Annotated in this window: 25 protein-coding genes and 4 pseudogenes; 19 read left to right on the top strand and 10 right to left on the bottom strand. The window is 34.2% G+C overall.

Going from position 1 to position 24,709, the window contains the following annotated elements:
• Window positions 1-210 precede the first annotated feature (210 nt).
• From KFO35_RS12285 to KFO35_RS14245, 3 genes are all read left to right on the top strand, one after another.
• Window positions 211-477, top strand: coding sequence for a YfhO family protein (locus tag KFO35_RS12285; protein ID WP_002307629.1), 267 nt, complete (start codon window positions 211-213; stop codon window positions 475-477).
• Window positions 478-579: 102 nt separating this feature from the next.
• Window positions 580-855, top strand: a complete 276-nt coding sequence (locus tag KFO35_RS12290; RefSeq protein ID WP_002371861.1) for a hypothetical protein — start codon at window positions 580-582, stop codon at window positions 853-855.
• 9 nt (window positions 856-864) lie between these two features.
• The gene (locus KFO35_RS14245; RefSeq protein ID WP_002295288.1) at window positions 865-1,071 is read left to right on the top strand and encodes a hypothetical protein; all 207 of its coding nucleotides are present in this window, start codon (window positions 865-867) and stop codon (window positions 1,069-1,071) included.
• A 321-nt stretch (window positions 1,072-1,392) separates the two neighbouring features.
• Here KFO35_RS14245 and KFO35_RS12295 read toward each other — a convergent pair whose 3' ends face one another.
• Together KFO35_RS12295 and KFO35_RS12300 are read right to left on the bottom strand one after the other, a co-directional pair.
• Window positions 1,393-1,929, bottom strand: coding sequence for a class A sortase (locus KFO35_RS12295; protein WP_002307637.1), 537 nt, complete (start codon window positions 1,927-1,929; stop codon window positions 1,393-1,395).
• A 154-nt stretch (window positions 1,930-2,083) separates the two neighbouring features.
• The gene (locus tag KFO35_RS12300; protein ID WP_002307639.1) at window positions 2,084-3,583 is read right to left on the bottom strand and encodes a peptidoglycan DD-metalloendopeptidase family protein; all 1,500 of its coding nucleotides are present in this window, start codon (window positions 3,581-3,583) and stop codon (window positions 2,084-2,086) included.
• A 271-nt stretch (window positions 3,584-3,854) separates the two neighbouring features.
• On the opposite strand from KFO35_RS12300, the gene KFO35_RS12305 reads away from it, so the two are divergent.
• From KFO35_RS12305 to KFO35_RS14470, 3 genes and pseudogenes are all read left to right on the top strand, one after another.
• Window positions 3,855-4,262, top strand: a complete 408-nt coding sequence (locus KFO35_RS12305; RefSeq protein WP_002307641.1) for a NusG domain II-containing protein — start codon at window positions 3,855-3,857, stop codon at window positions 4,260-4,262.
• A gap of 178 nt (window positions 4,263-4,440) precedes the next feature.
• Entirely contained in the window at window positions 4,441-5,724 is a 1,284-nt protein-coding gene (locus tag KFO35_RS12310) for a type II restriction enzyme NmeDI-related protein (RefSeq protein WP_002325571.1), read from the top strand.
• Between the two features lie 710 nt (window positions 5,725-6,434).
• Window positions 6,435-7,985: pseudogene (locus KFO35_RS14470) on the top strand (IS1182 family transposase).
• A gap of 113 nt (window positions 7,986-8,098) precedes the next feature.
• Here KFO35_RS14470 and KFO35_RS12320 read toward each other — a convergent pair.
• Genes KFO35_RS12320 through lgt form a run of 3 tightly spaced genes read right to left on the bottom strand, consistent with a single transcriptional unit; the run spans window position 8,099 to window position 9,292 of the window.
• Complete coding sequence (locus tag KFO35_RS12320) at window positions 8,099-8,284, bottom strand: DUF2933 domain-containing protein (RefSeq protein WP_002307645.1); 186 nt, start codon at window positions 8,282-8,284, stop codon at window positions 8,099-8,101.
• Window positions 8,281-8,505, bottom strand: a complete 225-nt coding sequence (locus KFO35_RS12325; RefSeq protein WP_002307648.1) for a DUF2933 domain-containing protein — start codon at window positions 8,503-8,505, stop codon at window positions 8,281-8,283. The genes KFO35_RS12320 and KFO35_RS12325 overlap by 4 nt, the downstream gene beginning before the upstream one ends.
• Entirely contained in the window at window positions 8,489-9,292 is an 804-nt protein-coding gene (gene lgt, locus KFO35_RS12330) for a prolipoprotein diacylglyceryl transferase (RefSeq protein WP_002294779.1), read from the bottom strand. The genes KFO35_RS12325 and lgt overlap by 17 nt, the downstream gene beginning before the upstream one ends.
• Window positions 9,293-9,447: 155 nt before the next feature.
• Between lgt and KFO35_RS12335 the strand changes: the two genes are divergently transcribed.
• The 4 genes from KFO35_RS12335 to KFO35_RS12350 are packed head-to-tail and all read left to right on the top strand — an operon-like array spanning window position 9,448 to window position 13,052.
• Window positions 9,448-10,062, top strand: coding sequence for a TIGR01906 family membrane protein (locus KFO35_RS12335; protein ID WP_002307650.1), 615 nt, complete (start codon window positions 9,448-9,450; stop codon window positions 10,060-10,062).
• 15 nt (window positions 10,063-10,077) lie between these two features.
• On the top strand, window positions 10,078-10,443 hold the full coding sequence (locus tag KFO35_RS12340) for a BlaI/MecI/CopY family transcriptional regulator (RefSeq protein WP_002307652.1): 366 nt from the start codon (window positions 10,078-10,080) through the stop codon (window positions 10,441-10,443).
• Window positions 10,427-12,877 carry a heavy metal translocating P-type ATPase gene (locus KFO35_RS12345; protein ID WP_002344916.1) on the top strand — a complete coding sequence of 817 codons (2,451 nt, stop codon included), beginning with the start codon at window positions 10,427-10,429 and terminating at the stop codon, window positions 12,875-12,877. The genes KFO35_RS12340 and KFO35_RS12345 overlap by 17 nt, the downstream gene beginning before the upstream one ends.
• A gap of 16 nt (window positions 12,878-12,893) precedes the next feature.
• Window positions 12,894-13,052, top strand: a complete 159-nt coding sequence (locus KFO35_RS12350; RefSeq protein ID WP_050581736.1) for a heavy-metal-associated domain-containing protein — start codon at window positions 12,894-12,896, stop codon at window positions 13,050-13,052.
• Between the two features lie 391 nt (window positions 13,053-13,443).
• Here the strand turns inward: KFO35_RS12350 and KFO35_RS14260 are convergent.
• Window positions 13,444-13,563, bottom strand: a pseudogene (locus KFO35_RS14260) (transposase); the annotation flags it as partial.
• A 181-nt stretch (window positions 13,564-13,744) separates the two neighbouring features.
• Here KFO35_RS14260 and KFO35_RS12355 point away from each other — a divergent pair.
• The 6 genes from KFO35_RS12355 to KFO35_RS12380 are packed head-to-tail and all read left to right on the top strand — an operon-like array spanning window position 13,745 to window position 18,503.
• Window positions 13,745-13,969, top strand: a complete 225-nt coding sequence (locus KFO35_RS12355; RefSeq protein WP_002294786.1) for a heavy-metal-associated domain-containing protein — start codon at window positions 13,745-13,747, stop codon at window positions 13,967-13,969.
• A 10-nt stretch (window positions 13,970-13,979) separates the two neighbouring features.
• A complete protein-coding gene (locus tag KFO35_RS12360; RefSeq protein ID WP_033586146.1) occupies window positions 13,980-15,563 on the top strand; it encodes a multicopper oxidase family protein in 1,584 nt (527 codons plus the stop codon).
• A 27-nt stretch (window positions 15,564-15,590) separates the two neighbouring features.
• Complete coding sequence (locus tag KFO35_RS12365) at window positions 15,591-16,271, top strand: response regulator transcription factor (RefSeq protein WP_002294790.1); 681 nt, start codon at window positions 15,591-15,593, stop codon at window positions 16,269-16,271.
• Window positions 16,271-17,665 carry a sensor histidine kinase gene (locus tag KFO35_RS12370; RefSeq protein WP_002307657.1) on the top strand — a complete coding sequence of 465 codons (1,395 nt, stop codon included), beginning with the start codon at window positions 16,271-16,273 and terminating at the stop codon, window positions 17,663-17,665. Before KFO35_RS12365 ends, KFO35_RS12370 begins: the two co-directional genes overlap by 1 nt.
• Before the next feature lie 14 nt (window positions 17,666-17,679).
• Window positions 17,680-17,886 carry a hypothetical protein gene (locus KFO35_RS12375; protein ID WP_002307659.1) on the top strand — a complete coding sequence of 69 codons (207 nt, stop codon included), beginning with the start codon at window positions 17,680-17,682 and terminating at the stop codon, window positions 17,884-17,886.
• A 20-nt stretch (window positions 17,887-17,906) separates the two neighbouring features.
• A complete protein-coding gene (locus tag KFO35_RS12380; protein ID WP_079993992.1) occupies window positions 17,907-18,503 on the top strand; it encodes a YdhK family protein in 597 nt (198 codons plus the stop codon).
• Window positions 18,504-18,770: 267 nt separating this feature from the next.
• Here KFO35_RS12380 and KFO35_RS12385 read toward each other — a convergent pair whose 3' ends face one another.
• Window positions 18,771-20,063: an ISL3-like element IS1251 family transposase gene (locus KFO35_RS12385; RefSeq protein WP_024634920.1), complete on the bottom strand. Its 1,293-nt coding sequence runs from the start codon at window positions 20,061-20,063 to the stop codon at window positions 18,771-18,773.
• 139 nt (window positions 20,064-20,202) lie between these two features.
• Here KFO35_RS12385 and KFO35_RS12390 point away from each other — a divergent pair, with 139 nt between their 5' ends.
• The 3 genes from KFO35_RS12390 (at window position 20,203) to KFO35_RS12400 (ending at window position 23,286) form a co-directional block, all read left to right on the top strand.
• Window positions 20,203-21,120 carry a PBECR4 domain-containing protein gene (locus KFO35_RS12390; RefSeq protein WP_157868084.1) on the top strand — a complete coding sequence of 306 codons (918 nt, stop codon included), beginning with the start codon at window positions 20,203-20,205 and terminating at the stop codon, window positions 21,118-21,120.
• Between the two features lie 412 nt (window positions 21,121-21,532).
• Window positions 21,533-21,691 carry an SHOCT domain-containing protein gene (locus tag KFO35_RS12395; RefSeq protein ID WP_229205628.1) on the top strand — a complete coding sequence of 53 codons (159 nt, stop codon included), beginning with the start codon at window positions 21,533-21,535 and terminating at the stop codon, window positions 21,689-21,691.
• A 422-nt stretch (window positions 21,692-22,113) separates the two neighbouring features.
• On the top strand, window positions 22,114-23,286 hold the full coding sequence (locus KFO35_RS12400; protein WP_244653260.1) for a YncE family protein: 1,173 nt from the start codon (window positions 22,114-22,116) through the stop codon (window positions 23,284-23,286).
• A gap of 169 nt (window positions 23,287-23,455) precedes the next feature.
• Here KFO35_RS12400 and KFO35_RS12405 read toward each other — a convergent pair whose 3' ends face one another.
• The 3 genes and pseudogenes from KFO35_RS12405 to KFO35_RS12415 form a co-directional block, all read right to left on the bottom strand.
• Window positions 23,456-23,761 (bottom strand): sensor histidine kinase, encoded by a 306-nt coding sequence (locus KFO35_RS12405; protein WP_289892881.1) that lies wholly within the window; start codon window positions 23,759-23,761, stop codon window positions 23,456-23,458.
• Between the two features lie 27 nt (window positions 23,762-23,788).
• A pseudogene (locus tag KFO35_RS12410) lies at window positions 23,789-24,529 on the bottom strand (IS3 family transposase); the annotation flags it as partial.
• A 42-nt stretch (window positions 24,530-24,571) separates the two neighbouring features.
• A pseudogene (locus KFO35_RS12415) lies at window positions 24,572-24,709 on the bottom strand (IS30 family transposase); the annotation flags it as partial.

A 24,709-nucleotide genomic window follows, 5' to 3' on the forward strand; every position in this document is an offset into this window, starting at 1 on the left:
CTAGCGAGGCAGTCTAACTTTAACTGTTAGCTCCTGCCGAAGATCGTCACATCCGAGGAGGCTCATTGTCAAGGACAATCGGAATAGCATACGGAAAGAAGTTCTGCACCTTATAAAATTTGTCAAAAAAACTGTTGCCATTCCAAGACAATCAACCAAACTCTAACAGAATTTGAAGTATATCAAGAATATTGGGAACCACTAAAAAAAGTGACTTCAACTTATGCATCCTTTGATAAAGACAATCTCTACTATGATTTCCCCTCAGTATCAGGATTTAGTTCAATGAACAATAAAAAATATTTACTAATGTTAACGAGATTAGGGTACTCAACAAGTAACGTCCGTGCTAAACGGAATGGTGGTACAGTTATTACGGATATTTTGCTAAGCAACCAATACCAAGTAATTCCTAATCAAGAAATCCAGCATCAAGCGACTAGCGGTGTAAAGATTATAGAAAGCGAAGTGAGTTAAACCTCAGATATTGCTTCTTTTTCATTTGACGTTCTAGAAGTAACAAAAGATGAGTTACTTTATGTTTATTTTCCCGTCAACTTGGCCAATAATTTGCACTATGTGACCAATTTGGAAAGTCGACAATTTGATCCCTGCTGGCATCAAATTGATGCTCAAACGAAAGAATTGTTGCTAGGTTGGGAAGAAAATCAAGTAGTTCGTGATTTCTCATTAAATTTTATTATGATTGATTACTATAATTTGGCGACATCAATGCAACGGTTCCCGAATTATGGTATGGACATAGATTCATTCAAACAGAAAAGCTTTTCTGGAGAAATTCAAAATGAGGAAAGCAATAATCTTGTTATACCTATTCTCTATGAACCAGGTTAGGTTTTTACTGTGGACGGGGAAGAGTATCCTTACAAAGTAGCTTTTGACGATTTGATTCAATTGTCTAACTTACCAAAAGATAGTAATATGAAAATTGCTGGAGAATTTTTCGCACCAGGATTCTTGGTAGGCTTGGTAATCTCTAGTATTGCAACTGGGTGCTTTTTATTTTTACTTTTTCTGGATTATATCAAGAAAACAGAGGATATTCCTTAGGAAAATCACAATCTAAATCTTCCCTAGAAACTATAGAATGACAAGGGGGATATAAGCAAATTCCTAAATGATTAAATAGGGTGCGTTACTAGTTAGCTCCATAGTAAGATTTTTTCAAAATTTTCTTGAGGTTGGATCAAAAAGGGCTCTTTTCAATTAGATTAAAGACACTCATACAAAATAGAGAAACGAACTTATAATCGCGTTCGTTTCCCTATTTAATTTATTATGACCATAAACCAATTTGAATTTAGAAAGCACCTTCTTTCTTTAATAAAAAGTACTACTCGTAATCTGTCAGGATTGATAAGACTTTTTATATTAGCTAAATAAAGAATGGATATATTGATTAGCATTCTTAAATTCAACTGTATCGATCAGTGTACCTTGTACAATCAATCTCGTTACAGCAGCCAAATCTCCGCATGTAACAAGAGTGATCATATTTTTATTAGGAATATCATCAATGACTTCGACTCTTGATGGATCCACTTTTTCTTTAAAGGACACTTGGTAAATATAAATATTCTTTAAGTCTGTTACATATATTTTTTCTTTTAGAGAAATAAACTCTAATGGGGAAAATAAAATAGTTTTATCTTTAGCACTATGACTTGCTAAAGCGTAATTTCGTTTTCCCATCTGCTGATCTGGTTTCATTGTTCCAGCCCCAGAAAGGAGCGAGGTGTTGTCCAATCCGTTGTATATTGGTAAAGATAATTTTACATTGTGTATAGCGATACCACCTATTATAGGCAAATCATTATTCTTGAATTGTGCTTTTAATACTAACTCATTTGATATAGATTCAACAGAATCAAAATCAAAGTTTCCTTTCCTTTTCAGATTGTCTTCCAAATCTTTCTGTGAATAATTTGCTATGTCATATTGTGGACTTGTTTATTCAGTAAGTAAGATCGAATTTGGAAATTAAATATTAAAACTAAGCCTATAAGAAAAAGGCTAATTAGAAGTAAATTTAAAGAAAGATGCTTGATTTTTTTCATCATTTTTAGATTCCTAGAAATGGAGCAGGATCTACGAATCCAGACCAATTTGAGCTAGTCGCTATTCCAAAATGCAAATGAACTCCGGTTGAATTTCCTGTAGTTCCCATGGTACCGATGGTCTGTCCAGCACTCACTGATTGGCCTGGTGTAGCAATATAATTACTTAGGTGAAGGTAATATGAATAGTAACCATCTCCGTGATCAATAATAATGTAATTACCTGCGGATCCATCAAATGACGCCTGCACTACAGTTCCTGATCTTGATGCCATGATAGGCGTTGAAGAAGTTCCACCCATATCTATACCATTGTGAAAAGATCCAGAAAATCCAGTAGGATCAGCTCTTCCCCCAAATGGACTTGTGACGATAATGTTGGCTACGGGTGCGCCCCAACCAGAAGAACTAGGACTTTGAATCTGAGTATTATCGGAAGAACTATTGTTGTCTTGGTACTCATTTTGATTAACTGAGTTCGAATCTTGCTCCGAAGTTTCATCTGGTATCTGTTCTTCTTTCTGTGTATCAGTATTTTCTTGACCTATTCCTATGTCATTGGTATCGGCTAGTTGTGATACATCTTTTTCCTGATCTTTTATAATAGATGCGGCTTCTGCCTCTTGAGCTTTTAAAATAGCCGCAGCTTCTGCTTCTTTTCTCTTTTCCTCTGCTATAGCTTTAAGCTCTTTCTCCCTTCTTTTTTCAGCTTCTTGTTTTTGATTTTCAAATATAATAGATGCGGCTTCTGCCTCTTGAGCTTTTAAAATAGCCGCAGCTTCTGCTTCTTTTCTCTTTTCCTCTGCTATAGCTTTAAGCTCCTCCTCCCTTCTTTTTTCAGCTTCTTGTTTTTGATTTTCAAATTTTGCTTTTTCGGATTGCTCTGTCGCCAAAGAAGCGGATATCTCATTGATTTTTATACTTTGAGTTAATTTGGCTTCTATAAGGTCATTTTCTTTCTCTTCGAGAGATCGAGTTTCTTTTTCCGCATCTGTAACTTTTTTCTCAGCTTCTTTTTTTAATTCATCTAAATTTTCTTTATCATCTATCTGGGCCTGCATAATCTCATTACTAGCAGAAATAAGCTTAGTCATACCAATGGCTGCTGTGACTGCATCTGATAATGATTCGGCATTTACCATGACAGATATTATAGAGTCACTTTTTTGATTTACTTGTGCATTCCTAGCCTGCTCTTCGATAAGTTTATTCCTAAGGCGTATTCTTTCCTCAAGAGCAGTAATTTTCTGATTAATCTCGGTAAGTTTCTTCTCAGATGTGTTTTTTTCCACTAGCACTTTTTTATATTCTTTTTCTAGCTGAGTTATTTTGTTATCTAAATCAGTAAGATAATTTTCAGCTGATTCTTTATTTTTTACAATCGCTTCAATTTTATCATCTTTTTCTTTGATTTTTTCCTCTATAGTCTGTGCTTTAGCTAAGAGACCATTACTAAAAAATAGCGAAAACACAATGACAGAGGTAGATATAAATGTTTTTTTCAAATTGATTTTTCACTTCCCTTATTTTATTTGTGAAGAAACATTTTACATAATATTCTCCTCTCTATTTTATCGTTGCTACAGGTTCTACTAGGAATTGAAATTGGAATTACTATACAAAAAGTAATAGGATCCATATGCTATATTTCAATTTAATAGACAGCTTCAAAATAACTAAAACTTATGGAGATTTTATGGAGCATATACATACCTACATAAAATTCACACAACTGTAAAGTATGATATCAAAAGTTAATACAGGAGAACGAATTTAGTGAATAAAACATTGAGACTCATGAAACCTTGGGACTATTTCATTATTACTGCGGTCATTATGGCATCATTCGTACCATATTTACTATTTGATACTAATAATGATGAAAATAATAATAGGGAAAGTACAGATGTAATTGCAGTTGTTAAAATAGATGGAGAAGTTGTAGACAAATTTAACTTATCACAAGTTAATGAGTCTTTTGAGAAAACATATTACCCTCAAAAAGGGAAATACAATATTATTGAAGTAGCTCCTGGAAAAATCAGGGTAAAAGAAGATAATAGTCCTGATCAAATTGCTGTTCGTACAGGCTGGATTAGTAGACCAGGGGAAATGAGTATATGTCTGCCTCATAAATTGATTGTTGAAATTTTAGGAGTAGAGGAGAATCCTTTAATTTATTAGTATGAACTAATAAGTACCACGAATCCTATTATAGAGACATGGACGGAGTAATCTAAGGAAAGACCGTTAACTAAAATCGCTAAAACCTGTTTACATTATTCTTCATTTAAGGTGGTTACGGAATTTTGCATATAGAAAGCCATATTAGAGCTAACGAGTTTATAAAATATTAATAGGGATGGTAGGTGTCATTACAGTGGATAATACTTATTTAACAGATGTGTTTAATCAATATAAATTACGCGAAAATTTACTGTATCAAACTTGGTTTATCAAAAGTGAAAAACGTTTGAAAGCGTTTAAAAAAGTTAGGAAATACGTACAAGTACTTATCAAACATGTCAATAACGGAACGTTCCCAACAGATTTTAAAAATTCAGCCCTAGAGGACATAATGAATGTAATTGCAGAACAAACAGAAATTTTTAAAGGAGCCAAGCATGCATTTATGTGGAAACCTAAATTGAGAATTCCGGATATTTATGAAAATAGGGAAAATCAGTTAGCTTTTTCACTTTGTCTTGATCAAATTCTTAAAGCTAATCAAGAAATTAAAATGTTATTTGCTGTAAATATTCTAGCAGAAAAGAAAATCAGAGGGCTTGGTCCAGCTGTCGCAAACATTTTATATTTTCTAGAACCTACCATTTTCCCTCCTTTTAACACAGCTATTGTAAATGGATATAATTATCTTACGGGCTCGAAAATTCGCTTAGGTAAATGGGAGGACTATTTTAAACTCCGTGATGGTATGATTGAACTCAACTGCTTAGGAGGACTTTTTTCGAAAGATTTGGGTGCTATCTCAGCTTTTTTATTTGATATTGGGAAACTAAATTATATTGTTCGCGAAAATGAAGAAGAGTATGTCAGAATTTCAGAAAGTAACACCCAGAAGTTAATAAAACAGAAGTTGGAAAAAGAGGATGGCAAAAATGTGCACCAAAAAATCCAATATATCTTAGCTACTTTAGGTAATGAGATAGGTTATCATGCTTGGATTGCCTCAAACGATCATAATAGAATTGTAGATGGGAATCGCTTAGGAGATGTGTCTATACCTCTATTACCAGAAACAATCTATCAATTACCAAATCCGTTAAGTAGGACGATTGGTTTGATTGATGTTATTTGGTTTTCAAAAAATGGGGAACCGATATGTGCTTTTGAGGTTGAAAAATCGACGTCAATAATTTCTGGGATGAATCGAATGGATGATTTGTATTCGATTCATCAAGAAAATTTGATGATGTATATTGTCTCACCGGATCAACGTGAAGAGGAGATACGAGCACAATTTAATAGACCACATTATATGCGTAATCAAAATTTGCATGATCACTTACGATACATTCTATTTACAGATTTAGAGAAACATGCTAATTTTATGAAGAAATTTGGCAAAGATTTTACAATTTTAGCCCCGATATCTCATTATCCAAGTGGTGAACTAGTTCGGTAGTTATTCTGGACAAAGAAGTTGAAATTAATACGGTTAATTGTAGTATAAATAAGCATTTGGGCAGAATTGGAAATCAATCTTCCCTTTTTTTACGAGTAGCTTCCACATTTATAATGGCGCTCATTGCTATTGAATGTCTTAGCAACGTCCAGAAGAAAATCATCATATTAATGCTGCCCATGCTTCCATTTTAGTAACTTTTCGTTGAAGAAAATTGCGGATAGAGTGAATACTATCTATTCATAACCTAGAAATGTTATCTAAAAAGGTATTTTCCTTATATTCATCGAAGATAATGGTTCTATTTGCACTTAAAAAAGAAACAATAAATCTTACTTCTAGAATCCCCTGGTGTATGGACTACCCTATACACCAGGGGATGTTATGTACTCTTGGTGGAATGCAACGAGTGGATGGAATGATGAGGATCATTTTCTTTGGTGTCAGAAATACATAAAGAAAGATTATAAACCACGCATGCCTTATTCGTTTTATAAAGAGTAAAGTTAGACTAAATATTTTGAGAGAATCAATTCTATTCTGAACCATGAATTTAGTGAATTTTAAAGGGACTGTGACATAAGTCCATAGAAGAAAACCGCAAGAAATGACGAGAAAGCGTTCATTTCTTGCGGTTTTTTTGGTAAAATAAAAAGGAGCACCGGTTCCCGCCAATGCACCATCATTTAATCCTGAAAGGACTAAACAAAATGTATACTAATTATAACATGAATCAACTCACTTTGGATCTATCTACTTCATTTTCTCCAAAAGAAAATCATGTCGCCGTTTTTATCCATGAACTGGTCGAAGCGCTTCAGATTAATGACCCCTATCTTTTTGGTCGACCAAGAGAATATGATTTAGGTGCCATGATGAAGGTGGTTCTTTTTGCGTATACGCGAGAAACCTTTACAAGTCGCAAGATTGAACGCTTAGCTGAAGAAAACCTATATGCTCGCTGGTTGACGCAAGAACGGGTTCCGACTTATCGAACTATCGCCCGTTTTTGTGTATCCAACGATGTACAGGAGTTGACCAATAAAGGTTTAGATCAGTTGACAGAGTATCTGCGTGCACGGAATCTGATTGATGATGCGTTGTTTATTGACGGGACCAAAATCTTGGCGGATGCGAATAAATACAGCTTTGTCTGGAAGAAAAATACGATCCGGTTCGATCAAATGAATCGCGAAAAATTGCTTACTATGATGACGGAACTAAAAGAAGCATATGCCCTGAAACAGATTCCCGAAGGGACGACCTTGACCGTAGACATGATAGATGAACTGTTAACACGGATGGAACTGCGTCTGGATGAACTAGAAAATGAAGTTGAGGCAACGAAACGTCTTTCGCCAAATCCAGCGAAACAACAACGGCGAACGTTGAAAAGCCAAGTACGCAAACTAAATGCAAAGTGAGAAAAACTTCTGGAACATCAAACGCAGTTTTCTATTTATGGGACTAGAAACAGTTATTCAAAAACCGATCATGATGCGACATTTATGCGCGTAAAAGAAGACCACATGAAAAATGGCCAACTTAAACCTGCGTATAACCTGCAGATCGCTACATGTAATCAATTTGTGCTCGGCTACGATGTCTTTCAAAACCCAACAGACACTAAAACACTGAAACCATTACTGGAAAAAATGAAGACTGCACAAAAGTCCCCTCATTATTTGGTCGCCGATGCAGGTTATGGTTCAGAAAGCAATTACCGCTATATAGAAGATGAACTTCCTCAGCATACTGCACTGATTCCTTATGGAACGATGTTTAAAGAACAAAGTAAGAAATGGCAGACAGATGACCGGAAAGTAATGAATTGGGTTTACGAGCCCAATGAGGACTTTTACATCGACCCCAAAGGGGTACGATTCAATTTTCATGCCTACCGTCAACGAACAGATGCGGATGGCTTTGTCCGAGATTTTAAAGAATACCAAGCAGAAAAAACGGATGCGAACCAAGCGCTCATTCCTGAAGCCTTAACCCCAAAGGGGAATCGTAGAAAGATCACTGTAAATCCGTCTTGGGAGTATCATAAAGAAAAACAAAAAGAACGGTTATCAACGCCTGACATTCAAAAAATATATGGGCGGAGAAAAGTCGACGTGGAAACAGTCTTCGGATTTATGCAGGCTTGTTCGGGCTTCACTCGCTACACGGTTCGAGGCTTAGAGAAAGTCAGAAAACAGACGGGTTTACTCATTACGGCAATCAATATGATGAAATTGACAAAAATAGGAACTTGAACTACTCAAAATGAATAAAAAAACAAGAAGCACTCGAAAAATCTCATGATTTCCAAGTGCTCCTTGTTTTTTGGAGAGCGTAACTAGGTAACTTATGTCACGCCTCCTTTAACTTATTTTAACCTTGACTTCAAATCGCTTAGTTCACTACTTAAGATATCATTTTGCTCTTTTAAATTTTCAAGATCCTGTTTCAATTGTTCGTCATCTTTTTCATTATGCGATCCTGAGTGCATACCCCTCATCATAAATATCATCATTATCGGACATAATAAAAGTAATAACCACTGCATTGTCATCGCTCCTTAACTAAGTTCTTTAGAGTAGCAACTTCTTCTTTTAATTGCTCAGTTTGGATTTTTAAACTTGCTATATCATTTTCGGAACCAGTGTGTTTTGAATGATCTTCTCCATGCATATGATGATGCCCAGCATGTCCGTGCCCTTTATGCATAAACATCATTGAGATAGGGCAAATTAGTAGTAATAGTAGTGGTAAGAGATTAAGTAATGCTTCCATGTAAATCTTCCTCCTTAGATTTTTTGAGATAGATGTAAGTTAATATAGAGCCAATTAATAGGACTATGGACAGGACTTGAGCCATTCTCAAGTTTGCTGTTAGCATTAAACTGTCGGTCCGTAATCCTTCAATCCAGAATCTCCCGACGGAATATAGTGAAACATAAATTAAAAATATTTGCCCAAAGAACATTCTATTTCTAGACACCAGAAGCAAAATAATGAGTACTCCTATATTCCATAAAGACTCATATAAAAAAGTCGGATGATGGTAGGCCCCATCAATATACATTTGATCAATTATGAAAGATGGGAGTTTCAGAGATTGCAGGAACTCTATGTCTACAATTTCTCCATAGGCCTCTTGATTCATAAAATTTCCCCATCGTCCAATGATTTGTCCAATTACTATACTGGGAGCAACTACGTCAGCAACATTCCAAAAAGAAAGATTTTTCTTCTTGCAATAAATAACCCCTGTCAATACAGCACCAATTAATCCACCATGTATTGCTAGACCACCTTCCCAAATTTTTAAGATACTTAAAGGATCATCAATGTACAAAGGTAATTCAAAAAGTACATAGTATAATCTGGCCGATATAATAGAAACTGGCAATCCATATAACAACAGATCAACAATTGTATCCTCAGGCAATGCCGCACGCTTTGCTCTTCTATTAGCAACAAAATATCCGATTATGATCCCAAACACTATGAAAATGGCATACCAATAAATAGTAAATGGACCAAACGAAATAAATACTCTGTCGTAGGGTTCTCTCAAATTCTTCCCTCCTTCCTAATGAACTTGTTTTGACTATAGCAGGCTATTATGGAAATTTTATGTAGACTTTTTGACAGATACATTGGTACACATTTTCTACACAAGTTTTTTTATCATTATATTAAAAGGAGTGATCTAATATAAATATTAATTTAATGAAAAAAAGCATGCTATTTCTATTATTTTTTGTCTTTGCTTTATCCCTCGCGATTACATTGACAAGCAACTTCCCTGGTTTGCTCAAAATCAATTTATTCTTTCAAAGCGATATAAATTTTCAAAACTGGAGTAGATCTCAAGTTAATCAAGATTTTAGAAATTTAATGGGCTATTTAAATAATCCTTTTCAAAAAGAATTGGTTTTTGATAATCTATACGTCTCAGATCGCGGTATAAACCATTTTAAAGATGTTAAATTTTTGTTCCAGCTTAACTATTCATTGCTTCTTTCTACGAGTAGCGTTCTTTTATACCTAAACAGGAAAAAATTAGTAACGCGTGATCAAGTCAGAGAAATCACTAGTTTAATCAAGTGGATGATAATATCAGTCTGTGTAATGGCACTTCTGTTTTTTGATAAAGCATTTGTGCTTTTTCATCAAGTATTTTTTGACAATGATGATTGGATGTTTGACTATCGTACAGATCCAATTATCAGTTTTTTACCGGAAACATTTTTCTTTTTATGCTTTTTATTAATTGTAACTATAAGTGTTTCTACTTTGACAACAATTCATCATTTGTTTAATAAAGAAGAACGTACTTTATGAATAGCCTAAGGAGGGATGGTCTTGGTCGAACACAAAATACAGGTATCGAATTCAGAGTTAGATGTTTTAAAGTTTATCTGGAGATATGAACCGGTAACATGTGGTTTAATAACACATGGAATGCAAGAGCGTAATAGTTGGCATCCCTCCACAACAAAAACGTTAATAAGAAGGTTGTTAGATAAAAATGTGATCACGTTTAACACTTCAAAAAACCAAAGATACTACACTTCACTGATTAAGAAGCAAGAATTTTTAGAAACCGAAATACAAAGGTTACTTTCTGGAATGGATGAAGGTTGTATCTCAGAAGTAAGCTACTATTTAAACGGATTGGTTAAACGTTCTGACACGGAGGAATTCAATGATTTCAAAATATAATCTTTATGGAATGACTTGTGCAGTTTGCGCAACAACAATAGAGAAAAAAATTCATGAGTTGGATGGAGTATATTTCGCTAAAGTTAACTTAACAACTGAGGTTCTAAAATTGGAATATGATGAAGGTGTTTTGTCTAATCATACAGTTATAACAGCTATTCAAGACATTGGTTATGACGCTGAGATTCGAAAAAAAACTGAGATAAAGGTATTTGGAATAAGTGGAATGACTTGTGTGTCCTGCGCTAACAAAATTGAAAATGTAGTTAAATCAATGACTTATGTCAAATATGCCAACGTAAATTTTGAAGCAGAAAAACTCTCGGTAATATCAACTGACCCTTCAGCGGTTGCAAAAATAAGTGATGTTGTCAAAATTCTTGGATATCAGCTATATGCTCTTTCTGAAGATGAGGAACAAGTAATATATAAAACAAAAGAACAAGAGCAACAGCAACAGAAGCTAAGGCGAAGATTTATCACGTCAATGCTATTTACAATTCCTATTATATATGTTGCTAGTGCAAATATACTTGAGTTACCCCTATTTGAAATAATTGATCCTACGACAAACCCTAGTTTTTTTTCGATGACGCAATTAATACTTACCGCTCCGGTTATATTGGCCAATAAAGACTATTATAAAATTGGATTTTCCTCACTCATGAAAAAACATCCGAAAATGGACACATTAATTGCTTTAGGTACAAGTATTGCTTTGTTATACGGCATCTTTGCAACAATACAGATTATATTGGGAAATTATCTCTATACAAAAGAGCTCTACTTTGGAGCATCAGCAGTGATATTAACGTTAATCAGACTAGAGAAATACCTAGAGTTGGTGACGAAAGATAAGACATCTGAAGCAATACAAAAATTAATGAGGATGACTCCCAAAACAGCGAAAACTATCAGACATAATAAGGAACAGACTGTTCCTATTGAATCAGTTTTAGTAGGAGATGTGATCATAGCAAAACCAGGAGAGCGTTTGCCACTGGATGGTATTGTAATAAGTGGTAAGTCTTTAGTTGATGAATCTATGCCTACAGGTGAAAATCTTCCTGTTGAAAAGAAAGCTAATGACCGAGTAATAGGACCCAGTAAAAATAAAAATGGCGTAATAAGATATGAAACAACTCATATTGGTAAAGACACCACTTTAGCTCAAATAAGCAAACTAGTGGATGATGCACAATCTTCGAAAGCTCCAATCGAAAAACTGGCTGATATCATTTCAAGTTACTTTGTATATATCATTATTGTAGTTGCGATTGGATCTAGTCTACTTTGGGTGCTATCTGGACAAAGTATTTCGTTTTCATTCTCAGTCTTAATTTCAGTTTTAGTTATAACATGTCCTTGTGCATTCGGTTTAGCTACACGGACAGCTATTATGGTCGGTATGGGAAAAGGCGCTGAAAATGGTATCTTAATTAAAAGTGGTGAAGCTTTAGAAACAACTCATCACGTAAAAACAATATTATTCGATAAAACTGGTACGATTACAAAAGGAAAACCTGTGGTAACAGATATAATACTTGCAGAAAATATGGATAGAAACTTTCTCTTGTTTTTAGCGGCCTCTGCTGAAAAAGCATCCGAGCATCCGCTTGGGGAGGCAATTGTAAAAGAAGCCGAAATCGTGGGGATTGATCTGGTTGAACCTAGTATATTCGAATCTTTCTCTGGATTGGGCGTTAATGCTATATTGAAAGGTACCGAAGTAAGTTTAGGAAATGAAGAGTTCTTTAAGCAGTTGAATATAGACATTAGTAAATTTAAGTTAATTTCAGATAATTTAGTATCTAAAGGAAAGACACCAGTGTATATTGCAAATGATCGTATCTTTCTCGGAATAATTGCGATTGAAGACACTATAAAGCCAGCAAGTGCATTAGCAATTCAAAAGTTGAATAAACTTGGCCTCAATGTGGTTATGCTCACGGGTGATAATAAACTTACTGCACAGGCAATAGCTAATCAAGTTGGGATCACCAACGTTATTAGTGAGGTATTACCTCAAGAAAAGGCCTACTATGTTAAAATGTTGCAGTCAAAAGAACATAGGGTTGCAATGGTAGGTAATGGGATAAACGATGCACTTGCCCTCGCTCAAGCGGATATAGGTTTTGTGATGGGTTCTGGTACTGATATAGCGATGGAATCTGCGGATATAATATTGATGAACGACGATCTGCAATTGCTAATGTCCACGATTGATTTAAGCAAAAAAACAATTTGGAATATAAAGTCAAATTTGTACTGGGCATTTGCTTATAACATGTTAAGTGTTCCAATAGCGATGGGTGTTTTGAACATTTTTTGGAGGCCTTTATTAAGCCCGTTAATTGCAGGAGTTGCTATGAGTTTTAGCTCAATAACAGTACTTTTAAATTCACTTCGCTTAAAAAACTTCAAAGTCAAATAGGAAAGGTGATTGTCTTATGACTGAACATTTACAGCCCTTATTTATTAGTGGAATGGCTTGTCTAGGATGCGCCGGAGAAATTAAGTATGCATTAGAAAAGAATCCCTCAATTTCTGTTAGGAAAGTAAATCTCGAAGAAGGTTTAGTAACTATTGCAACAAAGACAGATTTATAAATTAGCGTTATTAATCAATTGTTGAAAAATACGAATTATAAGGCATTATAAGTTTGGTGAATCATCACATTAAATATGTGAATTCTTATGGTAAGAAAGTTCCTCTATATTCTACTTTTTTCAAATTGAGATATATAGAAAAACCAGTTTTTTAAATTTATTCACTGCTTTTTGTGCATAAGTATATGTTGAATCCAATGGACGGATTTCTGAGAGGCATTTCATGTTTTTTTGAACTCAAAAATCCTTTGGAATCCCAATGTAGGTTTTTGGTATTAGTTGAAATGGATTTTCACTTGGTAGTAGAGGAGGGTAGAGAGGATTGTGAAATTCTTATGTAGAACAATTATTTATTTGAATAGGAGGAAGAACTATCCAAAATAGCAGTTCTAAACTTATATTTCATATTAGGATGCTTATCGAATATCATCATAGCACTTCTACCTGTTAGGATATTCATGAAACTCGAAACCTATGTTTTGGGCGCGATACTTAGCGATATATGTCCATGATATGCAATCATACACTAAACAAATCAATCTGTATCTATCCTATATTTAAAAGCTCTAAAACAAACTCTATACATGGTTTCTCCATAAATTTTCCTTATGATACTTGTAAGACAATTCTTAAAAGATTGATTAGATTAGTAAATCCAATATAGGCGACTTTTTTAAGAAAGAAGGAATTTTATGATGAAATATTTGCAAATAGTGGTTATTGACGGAATGAATTGCTCAAGGTGTGCATCAAAAGTAAGAAATGCTTTGGAAGCAGAGCCAACAGTCAGTGTAAAAATAGTTGATTTGGCTAGAGGTACAGTTACTTTCGATGCTGATTCAAAATTAACTTTAACATTCTTAAATCAACTACTAAAAAATACAAAGTATACTGTAACTAGGGATATATCTATATAAGTATAAGTATATGTGGGGGAATCAACACAAAATCTCCACATATTTTTTTTATGGTAACTACATAATAGATATGGGAGATGATGGGTTGAAGAATAATAAATATATTTGGTTATCAGCAACAATATCAATGTTGACCCTAGGCGGTGTTTTCATATTGATTCAACAGCAGAACAAGGAGGAGCATGCTGAAGTTGTCTTTCAAGAAGAACAACGACAAATCTCAAGTAGAATGTCCAATATGATGGGGGATAATCAAGAAGCTGATTTGAAGGTAGTACACCAAACGGAGAGACAACTATTGATTCCCCCTGTTCTTGAACCATCTTCAAAAAGCAAAGAAAATGTGATATATGATATAGTTGCTCAAAACGGAGAAGTTCAAATAATGGATGGAGAAAAAACTGAAACATTAGGCTATAACGGGGATTTTTTAGGACCAGTTATTAGACTGAAAAAAGGTCAAAAAGTTACTATCAATACAAACAATAATCTTGATGCTAGCACATCTTTTCATTGGCACGGTTTGAAAGTAGCTTCTGATGCAGATGGAGGTCCACATCAGATTATAGAAGCAGGACAGAAAAAAAGTGTAACATTCGAGGTTGATCAAGAAGCTTCTACACTCTGGTTTCATCCCCATCCGGAAGGAGAAACAGCATCTCAAGTTTATAAGGGTTTAGCAGGTTTGATGTATATTGATGATGACAACTCAAAATCATTAGATTTACCTTCCAAATATGGTGTCGACGACATTCCCTTGATTGTGCAAGATAAATCTTTCAGCTCCACTAATCAAATTAACTATGAAAATGATTTTAACTCTGATGGAACAAAAGGGGAGACGTTGCTTACTAATGGCACTATCAATCCATATATTGAGATAAAAAACCGATGGATGAGGTATAGAATTGTTAATGGATCTAATTCAAGAAACTTCACTTTTACTTTGGATAAAGATGAATCATTCTACCAAATTGCTACAGATGGTGGTTTTCTGAATACTTCTGTTAAACTTAGTAAACTACTTTTAGCCCCCGGGGAAAGGGCAGAAATATTAGTGGATACTCAGAATTATAAAAAAGGTGAGGTAATTCATTTACTAGCAAATAATTTGGTTGCCTTGACAATGAGAATTGAGAATACGATAGAAAACAAAGAGTTTACTCCCTCTGATAGTCTAAATACTATTAGTACTTTAGATGAAAAGAAATTGGAAGATTTAGCAAGACAAAGTATTAATTTAAGAGGAATGTCTCACATGGTAAACATCAACAATAAGCAATTTGATATGGAAAGAATAGATTTATATAAAAAATTAGGTACTCAAGAGATTTGGGAAGTTAACAATATTAGTAGTATGATGGGAGGCATGATTCATCCGTTCCATATCCATGGTGTTCAGTTTCAAATTTTATCTAGAGATGGAAATCAGCCCGCACTAAACGAGCAAGGATGGAAAGATACTGTGCTGGTAAATCCGGATGAAACAGTAGAACTTCTTGTGAAATTCGACCGTGAAGGTATTTTCATGTATCATTGTCATATATTAGAACATGAAGAGTATGGAATGATGGGACAAATGGAAATTAAATAGAAAATAATTTAAGAAGGATGATTGTCTATGAAAATTCTTATTGTGGACGATGAAGAAAAAATATTAGAAATTATTGATGCCTATCTAGTTGCTAATCATTATTCAGTTTATAAAGCAATAAGTGGCGCAATGGCATTGGAAAAGTTCGAGAAAAATAATCCTGATTTAGTTGTGTTAGATTTAATGCTTCCGGATACTGATGGATTGACTGTGTGTAGAAAAATCAGAGAAGTATCAAATGTACCAATTATAATGTTAACAGCTAAGTCTGATGAGGATGATATTCTTACTGGTCTCAAGTTAGGTGCCGATGACTATATGATTAAACCATTTAGTCCCAAAGAATTAGTTGCGAGAATACAAACTGTATTGCGCAGAACTGAGACCTTATCAAATCCTAATAAGCTTTCTTCAAGTAATGGGGAATTGATAGTATATCCTGAAAGTCGCCAAGTTTATCTACATCAAGTGGAATTAAACCTCACAACAACTGAATTTGATATTCTACACGCCCTAATATCCACACCTAATAAAGTCTTTTCTCGTAGTGATTTGATAGAGAAAGTTAAGGGAATAGAATTTGATGGACTAGATAGGAGCATCGATTCTCATATAAAAAACTTAAGACATAAAATTGAGAATGATGCTAAATCACCTATGTATATTTTGACAGTCCATGGTACAGGATATAGATTTGGTGGCCACTAATGAGAAAAAGAACGATAAAAACTCAATTAGTTCTTTCCTTTTTAGCAATCGCAACATTAATAATAGGATCGATTAGTTTAGTCGCATTAAGTTTGACGAACAATCATTTTAGTAAATACGTAGAAGAGCGACAAGAAGATTTGTTGAATCAGTATGTATATACAATTGATTTATTGTGGTTAAATAGTGGAGAAACATGGAACAGCGAGGAACTTGCAGCACTTTCTGAGAAAGCATTAGAAAATAATATTTATTTTTCTATAGAAGACGAACAAGGCAACATGGTTTGGGAACTTAAAGGAAAAAATTTGAAGTCAGCACAGGACAAACTGAAAAAAAATGCCTTGAAAGTTTCTGAGAAAAAAAGTGTGAAACTAGACGAAACAATAGAAGCGAAAAAGAAGTTAATTAATGATGGAAACGAGTTTGGAAAAGTAACGTTTTATTATTTCGGACCTTTTGCTTATACTGAGCACGATGCCTTGTTTATCTCCAGTATGAAACAAAGTTTAATGTATGTTGCTATTGCAGCTCTTCTTGTATCATTTATACTTGCTTCGTGGATCTCTGCTAGATTAGGATTACCACTAAAGCATGTAAGCGACTTTACACATAAATTAACCCGTGGGGAATATGCTGATAAAATCCCACAAGAAACTTCAATTATTGAAATTAATTCCTTGATTGATTCCCTAAATGATTTAAGTAATCAGTTGGAGAAACAGCATGGACTTCGAAAAAGATTAACTACTGATATTTCACATGAATTAAGAACTCCATTAGCTACCCTTAAAGGCAATGTGGAAGGAATGATTGACGGAGTCTGGAAAATAACTCCCGAGCGCCTACAATCTTGTTATGATGAAATAGATCGTCTAACTCGTTTAATTGGAAATATAGAAGTAATCAACAAAATTGAAGCAAAATATGATCATTTAAATAAAACTGAGTTTAACATATATAAGTTGATTGAATCCGTTATTGAAAATTTCGCCAGCAAAATTGAGTCAAAAAACCTTCATGTTGAAATCCAAGGGGATAACATCAATATATCTGCAGATAAAGATAAAATGAACCAAGTTGTTATCAATCTTTTGAATAATGCTATTAAATTTACGCAAAAGGAGGGAACCATTAAGTTTTCTATAAGTAAAAATAAAGACCATGTTCTTTTAATTGTTGAAGACAACGGCATCGGTATAGAAAAAGATCAGCAACTTCATATTTTTGATAGATTTTATATGGCTGACCCCTCCAGAAGTAGAGCTTTAGGGGGGCAAGGTATCGGATTAGCTATTGTAAAGAGCGTTGTTGAAGCGCATAAAGGTAGTATAACTGTAAAAAGTAAATTAGGTCTAGGAACTAAATTTGTTATAAAGTTACCATTTCAATAAAGGAGGAGAGTTATTTGTTTCAAAAACAGATAAAAATTGCTAAACTAGTATGTGAATGTTGGGCAAAAAAAATATTTTTTCAACTGATTTCGATAGATAGTGTCGAAAAAGTTCATTTAGATATCTTATCAAATTCTGTAGTAATCTTTTCTAAGAAGGACTTATCAATAGCTACAATTAAAAAAGAAGTTTTTGGATTACAAATTTATGAGATGACCTAAATGTGATTAATTAAAGGAGGATGAAGACAGTGAAAAAGATGATAAAATTAGTATTTGCAAGTCTTGGAATTATTGTATTTTTAGGAGCGTGTAGCAATCAAAGTGAATCGAATAATTCTAAAAGCACAAACGAGGAATCGACTTCTACAGCGTCTAGTGAAATGAATAGTATGGAGGGAATGAATCACGAAGGTATGGTTCCTTCTTCAATGAAAGATGCTGCGAACCCTAAATTCCCGGTGGGAAGTAATGTTATACTGCTAGGCGATCATATGGAAGGGATGAAAGGTGCAAATGCTCAAGTTGTAGGGGCCTTTGATACTACAATGTATGAAGTAAGCTATGAGCCAAAAACTGGGGGACCAATGGTTAACAATCATCGATGGGTAGTACAAGAAGAGTTAAAAAATACTGAGACTGTAGCAAATGAGGGCGATACTGTTATCTTGAATGCCGATCACATGGATGGGATGATGGGAGCTGAAGCAAAAGTAGATAAATCTATTACAGGAACTGTTTACGTTGTTAATTACACTCCAACCGATGGTCAAGAAGAAGTTAAGAATCATATGTGGGTAACTGAAGATGAGATGGAATATGACGAAAATAATGAGTAATTTTATATACTAAACCAATAAGCTGGTACATGGCCTTCGTATTCTCAACATGAGGAATATGAGCTCTTTGTTAATAAGGACTGATGAGTTGTGCAAAATCAAATCTGGGTCAGAACGAACCTCATTCTGGCTCAGATTTTTGGCTCTTCGACATTTAGTGCTGGTAGAGAGACAACTGAAAATTTAGGGCTCTTTGTCAAATGATGTTGGTAAAGAGAAATCTTAGAATAATTGGAGATCAAGTGGATCAGTTCCTCTTGATCTTTTTTAGTTGAAAATCAATGCGTTGCCATGACGAATCATGATGCGCAATTTGAAATTATAAAAGCTACGAAAGCCATATGCATTTCGTTTTAACACTTTGATATGGTTGTTCAGACATTCAAGTGGGCCATTTGAATAACTTTGTTGTAAAGCATTTTTGATTTGTGGCAGAAATTTCTGGAACGTTCTCAAGGTCGTCTGATAGCCTTCGGGAAGCATGATATTATTGGTAAGTAGTTCTTCAAACGATACGTAGTCTCGTTCATTTACAGCGTAAAGAAAGTCTTGATATAACTGATAGCCTACACGCAAAGCAGGGCTCCCTTTCAGTAAGCGATCCACAATATCGGTTTCTGTTAAATGAGCTTTGAAGCCAGGTCGCCAAAGGCGTCGAGTATAATCAAGCTTGCGTTCATCTTTTTGAAGAAGTTTCCAGTATCTTTTTAATTGCTTACCTAATTGATAGTGTTTTTGTTCTTTGCTTTTTAATAGTTGGTTCGTTTCTTTGATTCGATGATTGCGAAAGGTACGACCAATATGTTGGACGATGTGAAACCGGTCAATAATCAGCTGTGCTTTTGGAAACAGCTTTTTAACGAGCGATACATAAGGAGCGTACATATCAATCACGATCCATTCGACCGCTTCACGAATTTCTCGTGAAAAATGACTAAAATAACGTTTTAAAAAAGGCAGTTGTCGGTTCTCGACAATGTCCAATAAGCGCTGTGTTTGTCCATCCATCATGATGAAACTCATAGCACCTGAAACACCCCGAACTGATTTGAATTCATCAAAACAAAGTACCTTAGGTAACGGTGTCCGAAAAGGATTCAACGGACGATAAAATCGCTTCATAATACGGTAAACAGAAGAGACCGATAGATTTTTCTGAGCGGCGATCTCTGTCATTGAGGTATTTTTTTTCAGACGAGTCACGACAGACCAGCGGACTTTCTCACTGATGAAACAATGTTTTTTCGCAACAGAAGTATCTGCGACAAAGGTCCGCTGACAAGCTTTGCATTTGAAGCGTTGCTTTTTCAATTCGAGGTAGGTACGGTATTCAGAAACATCGTTCATTAACAACCGGACGGTTGTTGTACCCCAACGCACAATATCTGAAGCAATCTGGTGTTTACAGTGGATGCATTCTTGGGCTGTATAAATCAAGTTTCCACGATAAATATGACAGATTTGCCCTTTGTATTTTTCTTTTGTGAGACAATTTTCGTTAAAAGTAACTGATAAGTCTAGAATATCTAATGTTTCTTTGATAAGGTGAGTGTAAGACATCTTGATTCCTCCTTTTGGGTTGGTTCGCCAAATTAATTCTAAAGGATTTCAAGGTGTCTTTTCTATATGTTTTGGAAAATAAAAAAGATGCTGGTGTCATCCACCAACATCAAAAAGTATAGAGCCTTTAAATAATATAATTGACGAATATAGCCGATTGGCTAAATTAAAAAATATTAATATAACTTTGAGTAATAATGATAAAATACGTTTCAGATTTAAAATGGAAAATCTACCACATCTTTTAGGGTTGCAGCATATAAAGGATATTCCTTTATTTTATAAATACAGTGAAAAGCAAATATATGCTAGTGAGTTATTAAAAGAAATAAAGCGTGGATCAATAACACAAAATGAAATAGATTCTAGCGAATTATTTAAAAAAATTTATGATAATAGAATTCAGTATATTAATTATGAGTATATTTCTAATTTACTTATAAATGGTAATGTCTCAAGCTTTGATTCTCAGAAGATTAAATTTTTTGATACTAAATTAGAAAAAATTGATTATATAATCTGGGACAATTTAAATGAGGGGTATAATCACTTAGGAATAGGGTTCTCTATAAAAGATAATTTAGGGCATCCAAACACTTTCTTCTACCGCAATAATAAAGATTATGTTGAAAATCAGGAATTACATAATAAATTGACCTTAAATGTCGAGAATCCTCAAAATAGTAAAACAGAATTATTTAAAATTTACTGGGAAAATGTCTCTGATTCATTAATTGGTACTACTCATTATAAAAAATTAGAAAAGCATACTGATAAAATAGGATGCGATGTAAAAGACCTTACAGAAGACATAATTCATTCATTGAATTCAGAAGAGCACGATAAGGAATTTATAATAAAAGAATTTAATTTACTTCAGATGGACAAAGCTCAAAAAATATACGAACCATATTTTTTGGATAAATATTCTGAATTTAAGTGGAATAATAAAGAAAAGCTATTTATTATAAAAGCTATTAAGGATAAAAATGAAGACTTATTACCCCATGAGGTGTCTGTATTATTAAATGATTTTAGGCAAAAAACAATAATTTAATTCTTCCTTATATATAAGTAACCTTATAATGTAATAAATAAATCTTCAAATGATTTATGCTTTTTTTAAATTTAAATTCAATAAAGTCTTGCTAATATAATCATTAGAAAGAGTATAATTAAAAAGCAGTTCTCTTTTTTGTTTAAGAGAACTGTTTTTTTGTTGGAGATATTCATTTTCGAAATTAAGAATAAGCAGTCCGCATTTTAAGAAATAAGAATTTAGATGGATGCAAATACTAGGTTTGTTATAGTCATAACTTAAGACTTTAGACAACATCCCAAAAGCAGAAATATACGCCGAAGGCGCAACGATTTTCATTTCGTTTTGTGCCTTGAGCGAAGCGAAAGGAATGCTTATAAAAATGATGAATTATTATGGTTATGACATGATGGGCGGTTGGGGAATTTTCATGATGATTATCCTGGTAATCTTAATCGTTATTATCGTATACGCGGTGATGAAGCTAGTCCAAGGAGGCAATAATGCTGGCACAACTTCAAATGGCCGGGATGAGGCACTTGAAATCCTTGATCAGCGTTATGCAAAAGGAGAATTATCAGACGAATAATACCAACAAAAGAAGAAAATATTGAAAAGTTAGTTGGGTAAGTCTTAAGTTTCATGCTCGAACTGAGTTTTCTCAAAAATATATTCCGGAAATGAACTATTCATATCAAAAAGCCAAGATCATATACAAATCTTGGCTTTTTGATATGGTTTTTTTCTACATAAAATCAACACATTCATATATTATTATAAAAACAGAAACATAAAATAAATCAAAGCAAGGGGATAAATTATGCACCACCATGAAAGTAAAGAAGAGAAATCAGGAACGCAGTACCACAATCTTTTCAGAAACCTACGGAAAAATTATGAATAATTCAGGCAATTATAGAGCAATAAAAATAGTACGAAAAGTAAAAAGTACGTAGTAAAAAAGGGGATATTAAAATGAAAAAAAGAATCACTTTAGCACTATTGTCGTCAGTGGGTCTCTTGCTTGCAGCTTGTGGTCAAGAAGAGTCAACAAGTAGTCAAAATTCTTCTCAACAAGCAATTGTATCAACGTCACAAGAAACTAGTGAGTCTCAATCTAGTTCTAAAGAAGAAAATAAGGAACAAACAGAAGCCTATTACACTTCCGATACTGGAAGTGTTACAAAAGTAGATGCTCAAACGCACGAAGTTGTGGATACGATTGCCATCGATGGATCCGCACATAATGTACAAATTTCACCTGATGAAAAAGTCATTGGTGTAACAATTGTTCCCAGCGAGGGGCATGCTGAAGACAGTTCAGGTAGTAATGAAAGTATGGAGATGGAACACGACGAAGATAGTGATACCAGTATGAGCAATGAAAGTATGGAGATGGGACAGGACGAAGATAGTGATACTAGTATGAGTAATGAAAGTGACGATGAAAAAGGTATTGCAGCTTTTTATGATGCTGAAACAGGTGAAAAACTTGCAGAAGTTGAAGTAGGGAGTCACCCTGCTCATATCGTTTTCACTAACGATGGCAACTATGCAGCAGTTTCCAATAATGGAGAGAACACTGTTTCAGTCATTGATGTATCTACTTATGAAGTGGTTGAAACAATCCCAACAGGCGAAGGTCCACACGGTTTTAGAATCGCTGAAGACGGAAAAACGGCTTACGTTGCCAATATGGGTGAAGACACTGTAAGCGTCCTTGATTTAGAAAGTATGGAAGAAGTTAATAGAATAACTGTTGGCAGTACTCCAGCTACAACTGGTATTACCTCAGATGGACAAACGCTCTTAGTAACATTAAATGGAGAAAATGCGTTAGCAATCGTTGATCTGACAACCAATAAAGTTGAGAAAGTAGCAGTTGGAAATGGTCCTATCCAGTTGTTTGTTCAACATGATGATCAATATGTATTTGTGGCAAATGAAGGTACCGAAGAGAATCCTTCCAATACCGTTTCAAAGGTTGATTTAAATAGTAATGAAGTGGTCGAAACAATCGAAGTGGGTAGCGGTGCACATGGAGTTGTCATTAGTGAAGACGATAAATACACCTTTGTCACGAATGCATTCGATGATACGGTCAGTGTTATTGAGAATGAGACTAGTGAAGTTATTGTCACGGTTGAGGTTGGTGAAACACCAAATGGGATTACTCTGAAATGATTATTAGTGTTAAGTTAAACTAAAAAATCAACTTAATGATTTCTGAAAAGGGATAAATATTCTAACGTTTAAAAATCTTAATTAGTCCTAAATTAAATGGAAAACTTTATCATGAAGCTGAAAAAGCGGTTCACTTTACATAAAAGTGAACCGCTTTTTTTGATGATTACTATCTTTTGACAGGAAGAATAACGGTAAATGTAGAACCTTTTCCATAATCACTTTTGACCGTTATGGTTCCGTTATGAGCCTTTATGATACTTTTTACGATAGATAAGCCAATTCCTTGCCCGCCTAGAAAACTATTTCTTGAAAGATCAGACATATAAAACCTCTCAAAAATACGATTAATTTCTTTTGGGTGAATTCCTTCTCCCGTATCTGCGATAGTCAATAAAGCTTGATTTTTTTCGTTGCGAATTTTTAGAGTTATTGTTCCTTCTGGGGGTGTAAATTTAACTGGATTTGAGTCAATATCTTGGACACATTTTAGTAGAGACGGTTAAGCCATTTTTTCTTTTGCTAATTCTTCAAATTCCTGTGGGGTTAGATAGTGAATCGAGCTATGGATTCGATTTCGGTTATAAAATCCTTCAATGTAGCTAAATAGCGCTCGATTTGCTTCTTCAAAATCTGAGTAGCTAGTCGTGTAGACTTCTTCTTTTTTCAATGAGGCATGGAAAGATTCGATTCCAGCATTATCATAAGGTGTTCCTTTTCTACTATAAGAATGCCTTATTTTGTTGGTTTTAAGCCATTGTTCCACTTCTCTTGCTGTGTATTGGCTGCCCAAGTCAGTGTGTAGAATCATTCCTTCTGGAATGTGATAATGTATTTTTGCTTTATTCAATGTTTGAATGACACAATCCACAGTCATTCGTTTTGAAAATGTATAACTAATAATTTTTTTCGTGTGTAAATCCATGATTGAAGATAAGTAACACCAACCATTTTTCTTAGTAGGAATGTACGTAATGTCAGCTGCCCATTTCTCACAGATCGTTTCAGTAGAAAAGTCCTGATTTAAGAGATTCTCTTTTGAAATGATCGGTTTATTAGACCTTTGAGGTCTATATTTTTTAACTACAATCGACCTTAAATTTAATTGTTTCATTAGCTTTTGGACATGTTTAAGAGATACTGAAATCCCTTCTTTTAATAAAACTTGATGGATCTTTGTGGCACCATAGCGTTGTTTATTCGTAAAAAAAATTGTTGAAATCTTCTTTTTCAACTTATTATTTCTGATTTCTGTAGCTGTCAACGGTTTATTCTTTATGATTTGTCAAATTAAGCTAGAATAAAATGCTTCTTGTACATAGCTCAAAAATATTTCGATTGGTGTTCTGTAATTCAATGATTTTCTTGGAATATGATTACGTTGATTGCTGACACTGGAAATAAATGTCTGATTCACTTCTCT

Source organism: Enterococcus lactis (assembly GCF_015751045.1).
In the GTDB taxonomy this organism is placed as follows: domain Bacteria; phylum Bacillota; class Bacilli; order Lactobacillales; family Enterococcaceae; genus Enterococcus_B; species Enterococcus_B lactis.

Bases quoted from the DNA above. Each gene is read 5' to 3' on its own strand.
- KFO35_RS12355 (WP_002294786.1), top strand. From the start codon at position 13,745: ATGATGAAATATTTGCAAATAGTGGTTATTGACGGAATGAATTGCTCA.
- KFO35_RS12340 (WP_002307652.1), top strand. From the start codon at position 10,078: ATGGTCTTGGTCGAACACAAAATACAGGTATCGAATTCAGAGTTAGAT.
- KFO35_RS12385 (WP_024634920.1), bottom strand. From the start codon at position 20,063: ATGTCTTACACTCACCTTATCAAAGAAACATTAGATATTCTAGACTTA.
- KFO35_RS12395 (WP_229205628.1), top strand. From the start codon at position 21,533: ATGATGATTATCCTGGTAATCTTAATCGTTATTATCGTATACGCGGTG.
- KFO35_RS12350 (WP_050581736.1), top strand. From the start codon at position 12,894: ATGACTGAACATTTACAGCCCTTATTTATTAGTGGAATGGCTTGTCTA.
- KFO35_RS12370 (WP_002307657.1), top strand. From the start codon at position 16,271: ATGAGAAAAAGAACGATAAAAACTCAATTAGTTCTTTCCTTTTTAGCA.
- KFO35_RS12365 (WP_002294790.1), top strand. From the start codon at position 15,591: ATGAAAATTCTTATTGTGGACGATGAAGAAAAAATATTAGAAATTATT.
- KFO35_RS12335 (WP_002307650.1), top strand. From the start codon at position 9,448: ATGAAAAAAAGCATGCTATTTCTATTATTTTTTGTCTTTGCTTTATCC.
- KFO35_RS12320 (WP_002307645.1), bottom strand. From the start codon at position 8,284: ATGACAATGCAGTGGTTATTACTTTTATTATGTCCGATAATGATGATA.
- KFO35_RS12310 (WP_002325571.1), top strand. From the start codon at position 4,441: ATGGTAGGTGTCATTACAGTGGATAATACTTATTTAACAGATGTGTTT.
- KFO35_RS12325 (WP_002307648.1), bottom strand. From the start codon at position 8,505: ATGGAAGCATTACTTAATCTCTTACCACTACTATTACTACTAATTTGC.
- KFO35_RS12360 (WP_033586146.1), top strand. From the start codon at position 13,980: ATGTGGGGGAATCAACACAAAATCTCCACATATTTTTTTTATGGTAAC.
- KFO35_RS12345 (WP_002344916.1), top strand. From the start codon at position 10,427: ATGATTTCAAAATATAATCTTTATGGAATGACTTGTGCAGTTTGCGCA.
- KFO35_RS12380 (WP_079993992.1), top strand. From the start codon at position 17,907: ATGAAGACAGTGAAAAAGATGATAAAATTAGTATTTGCAAGTCTTGGA.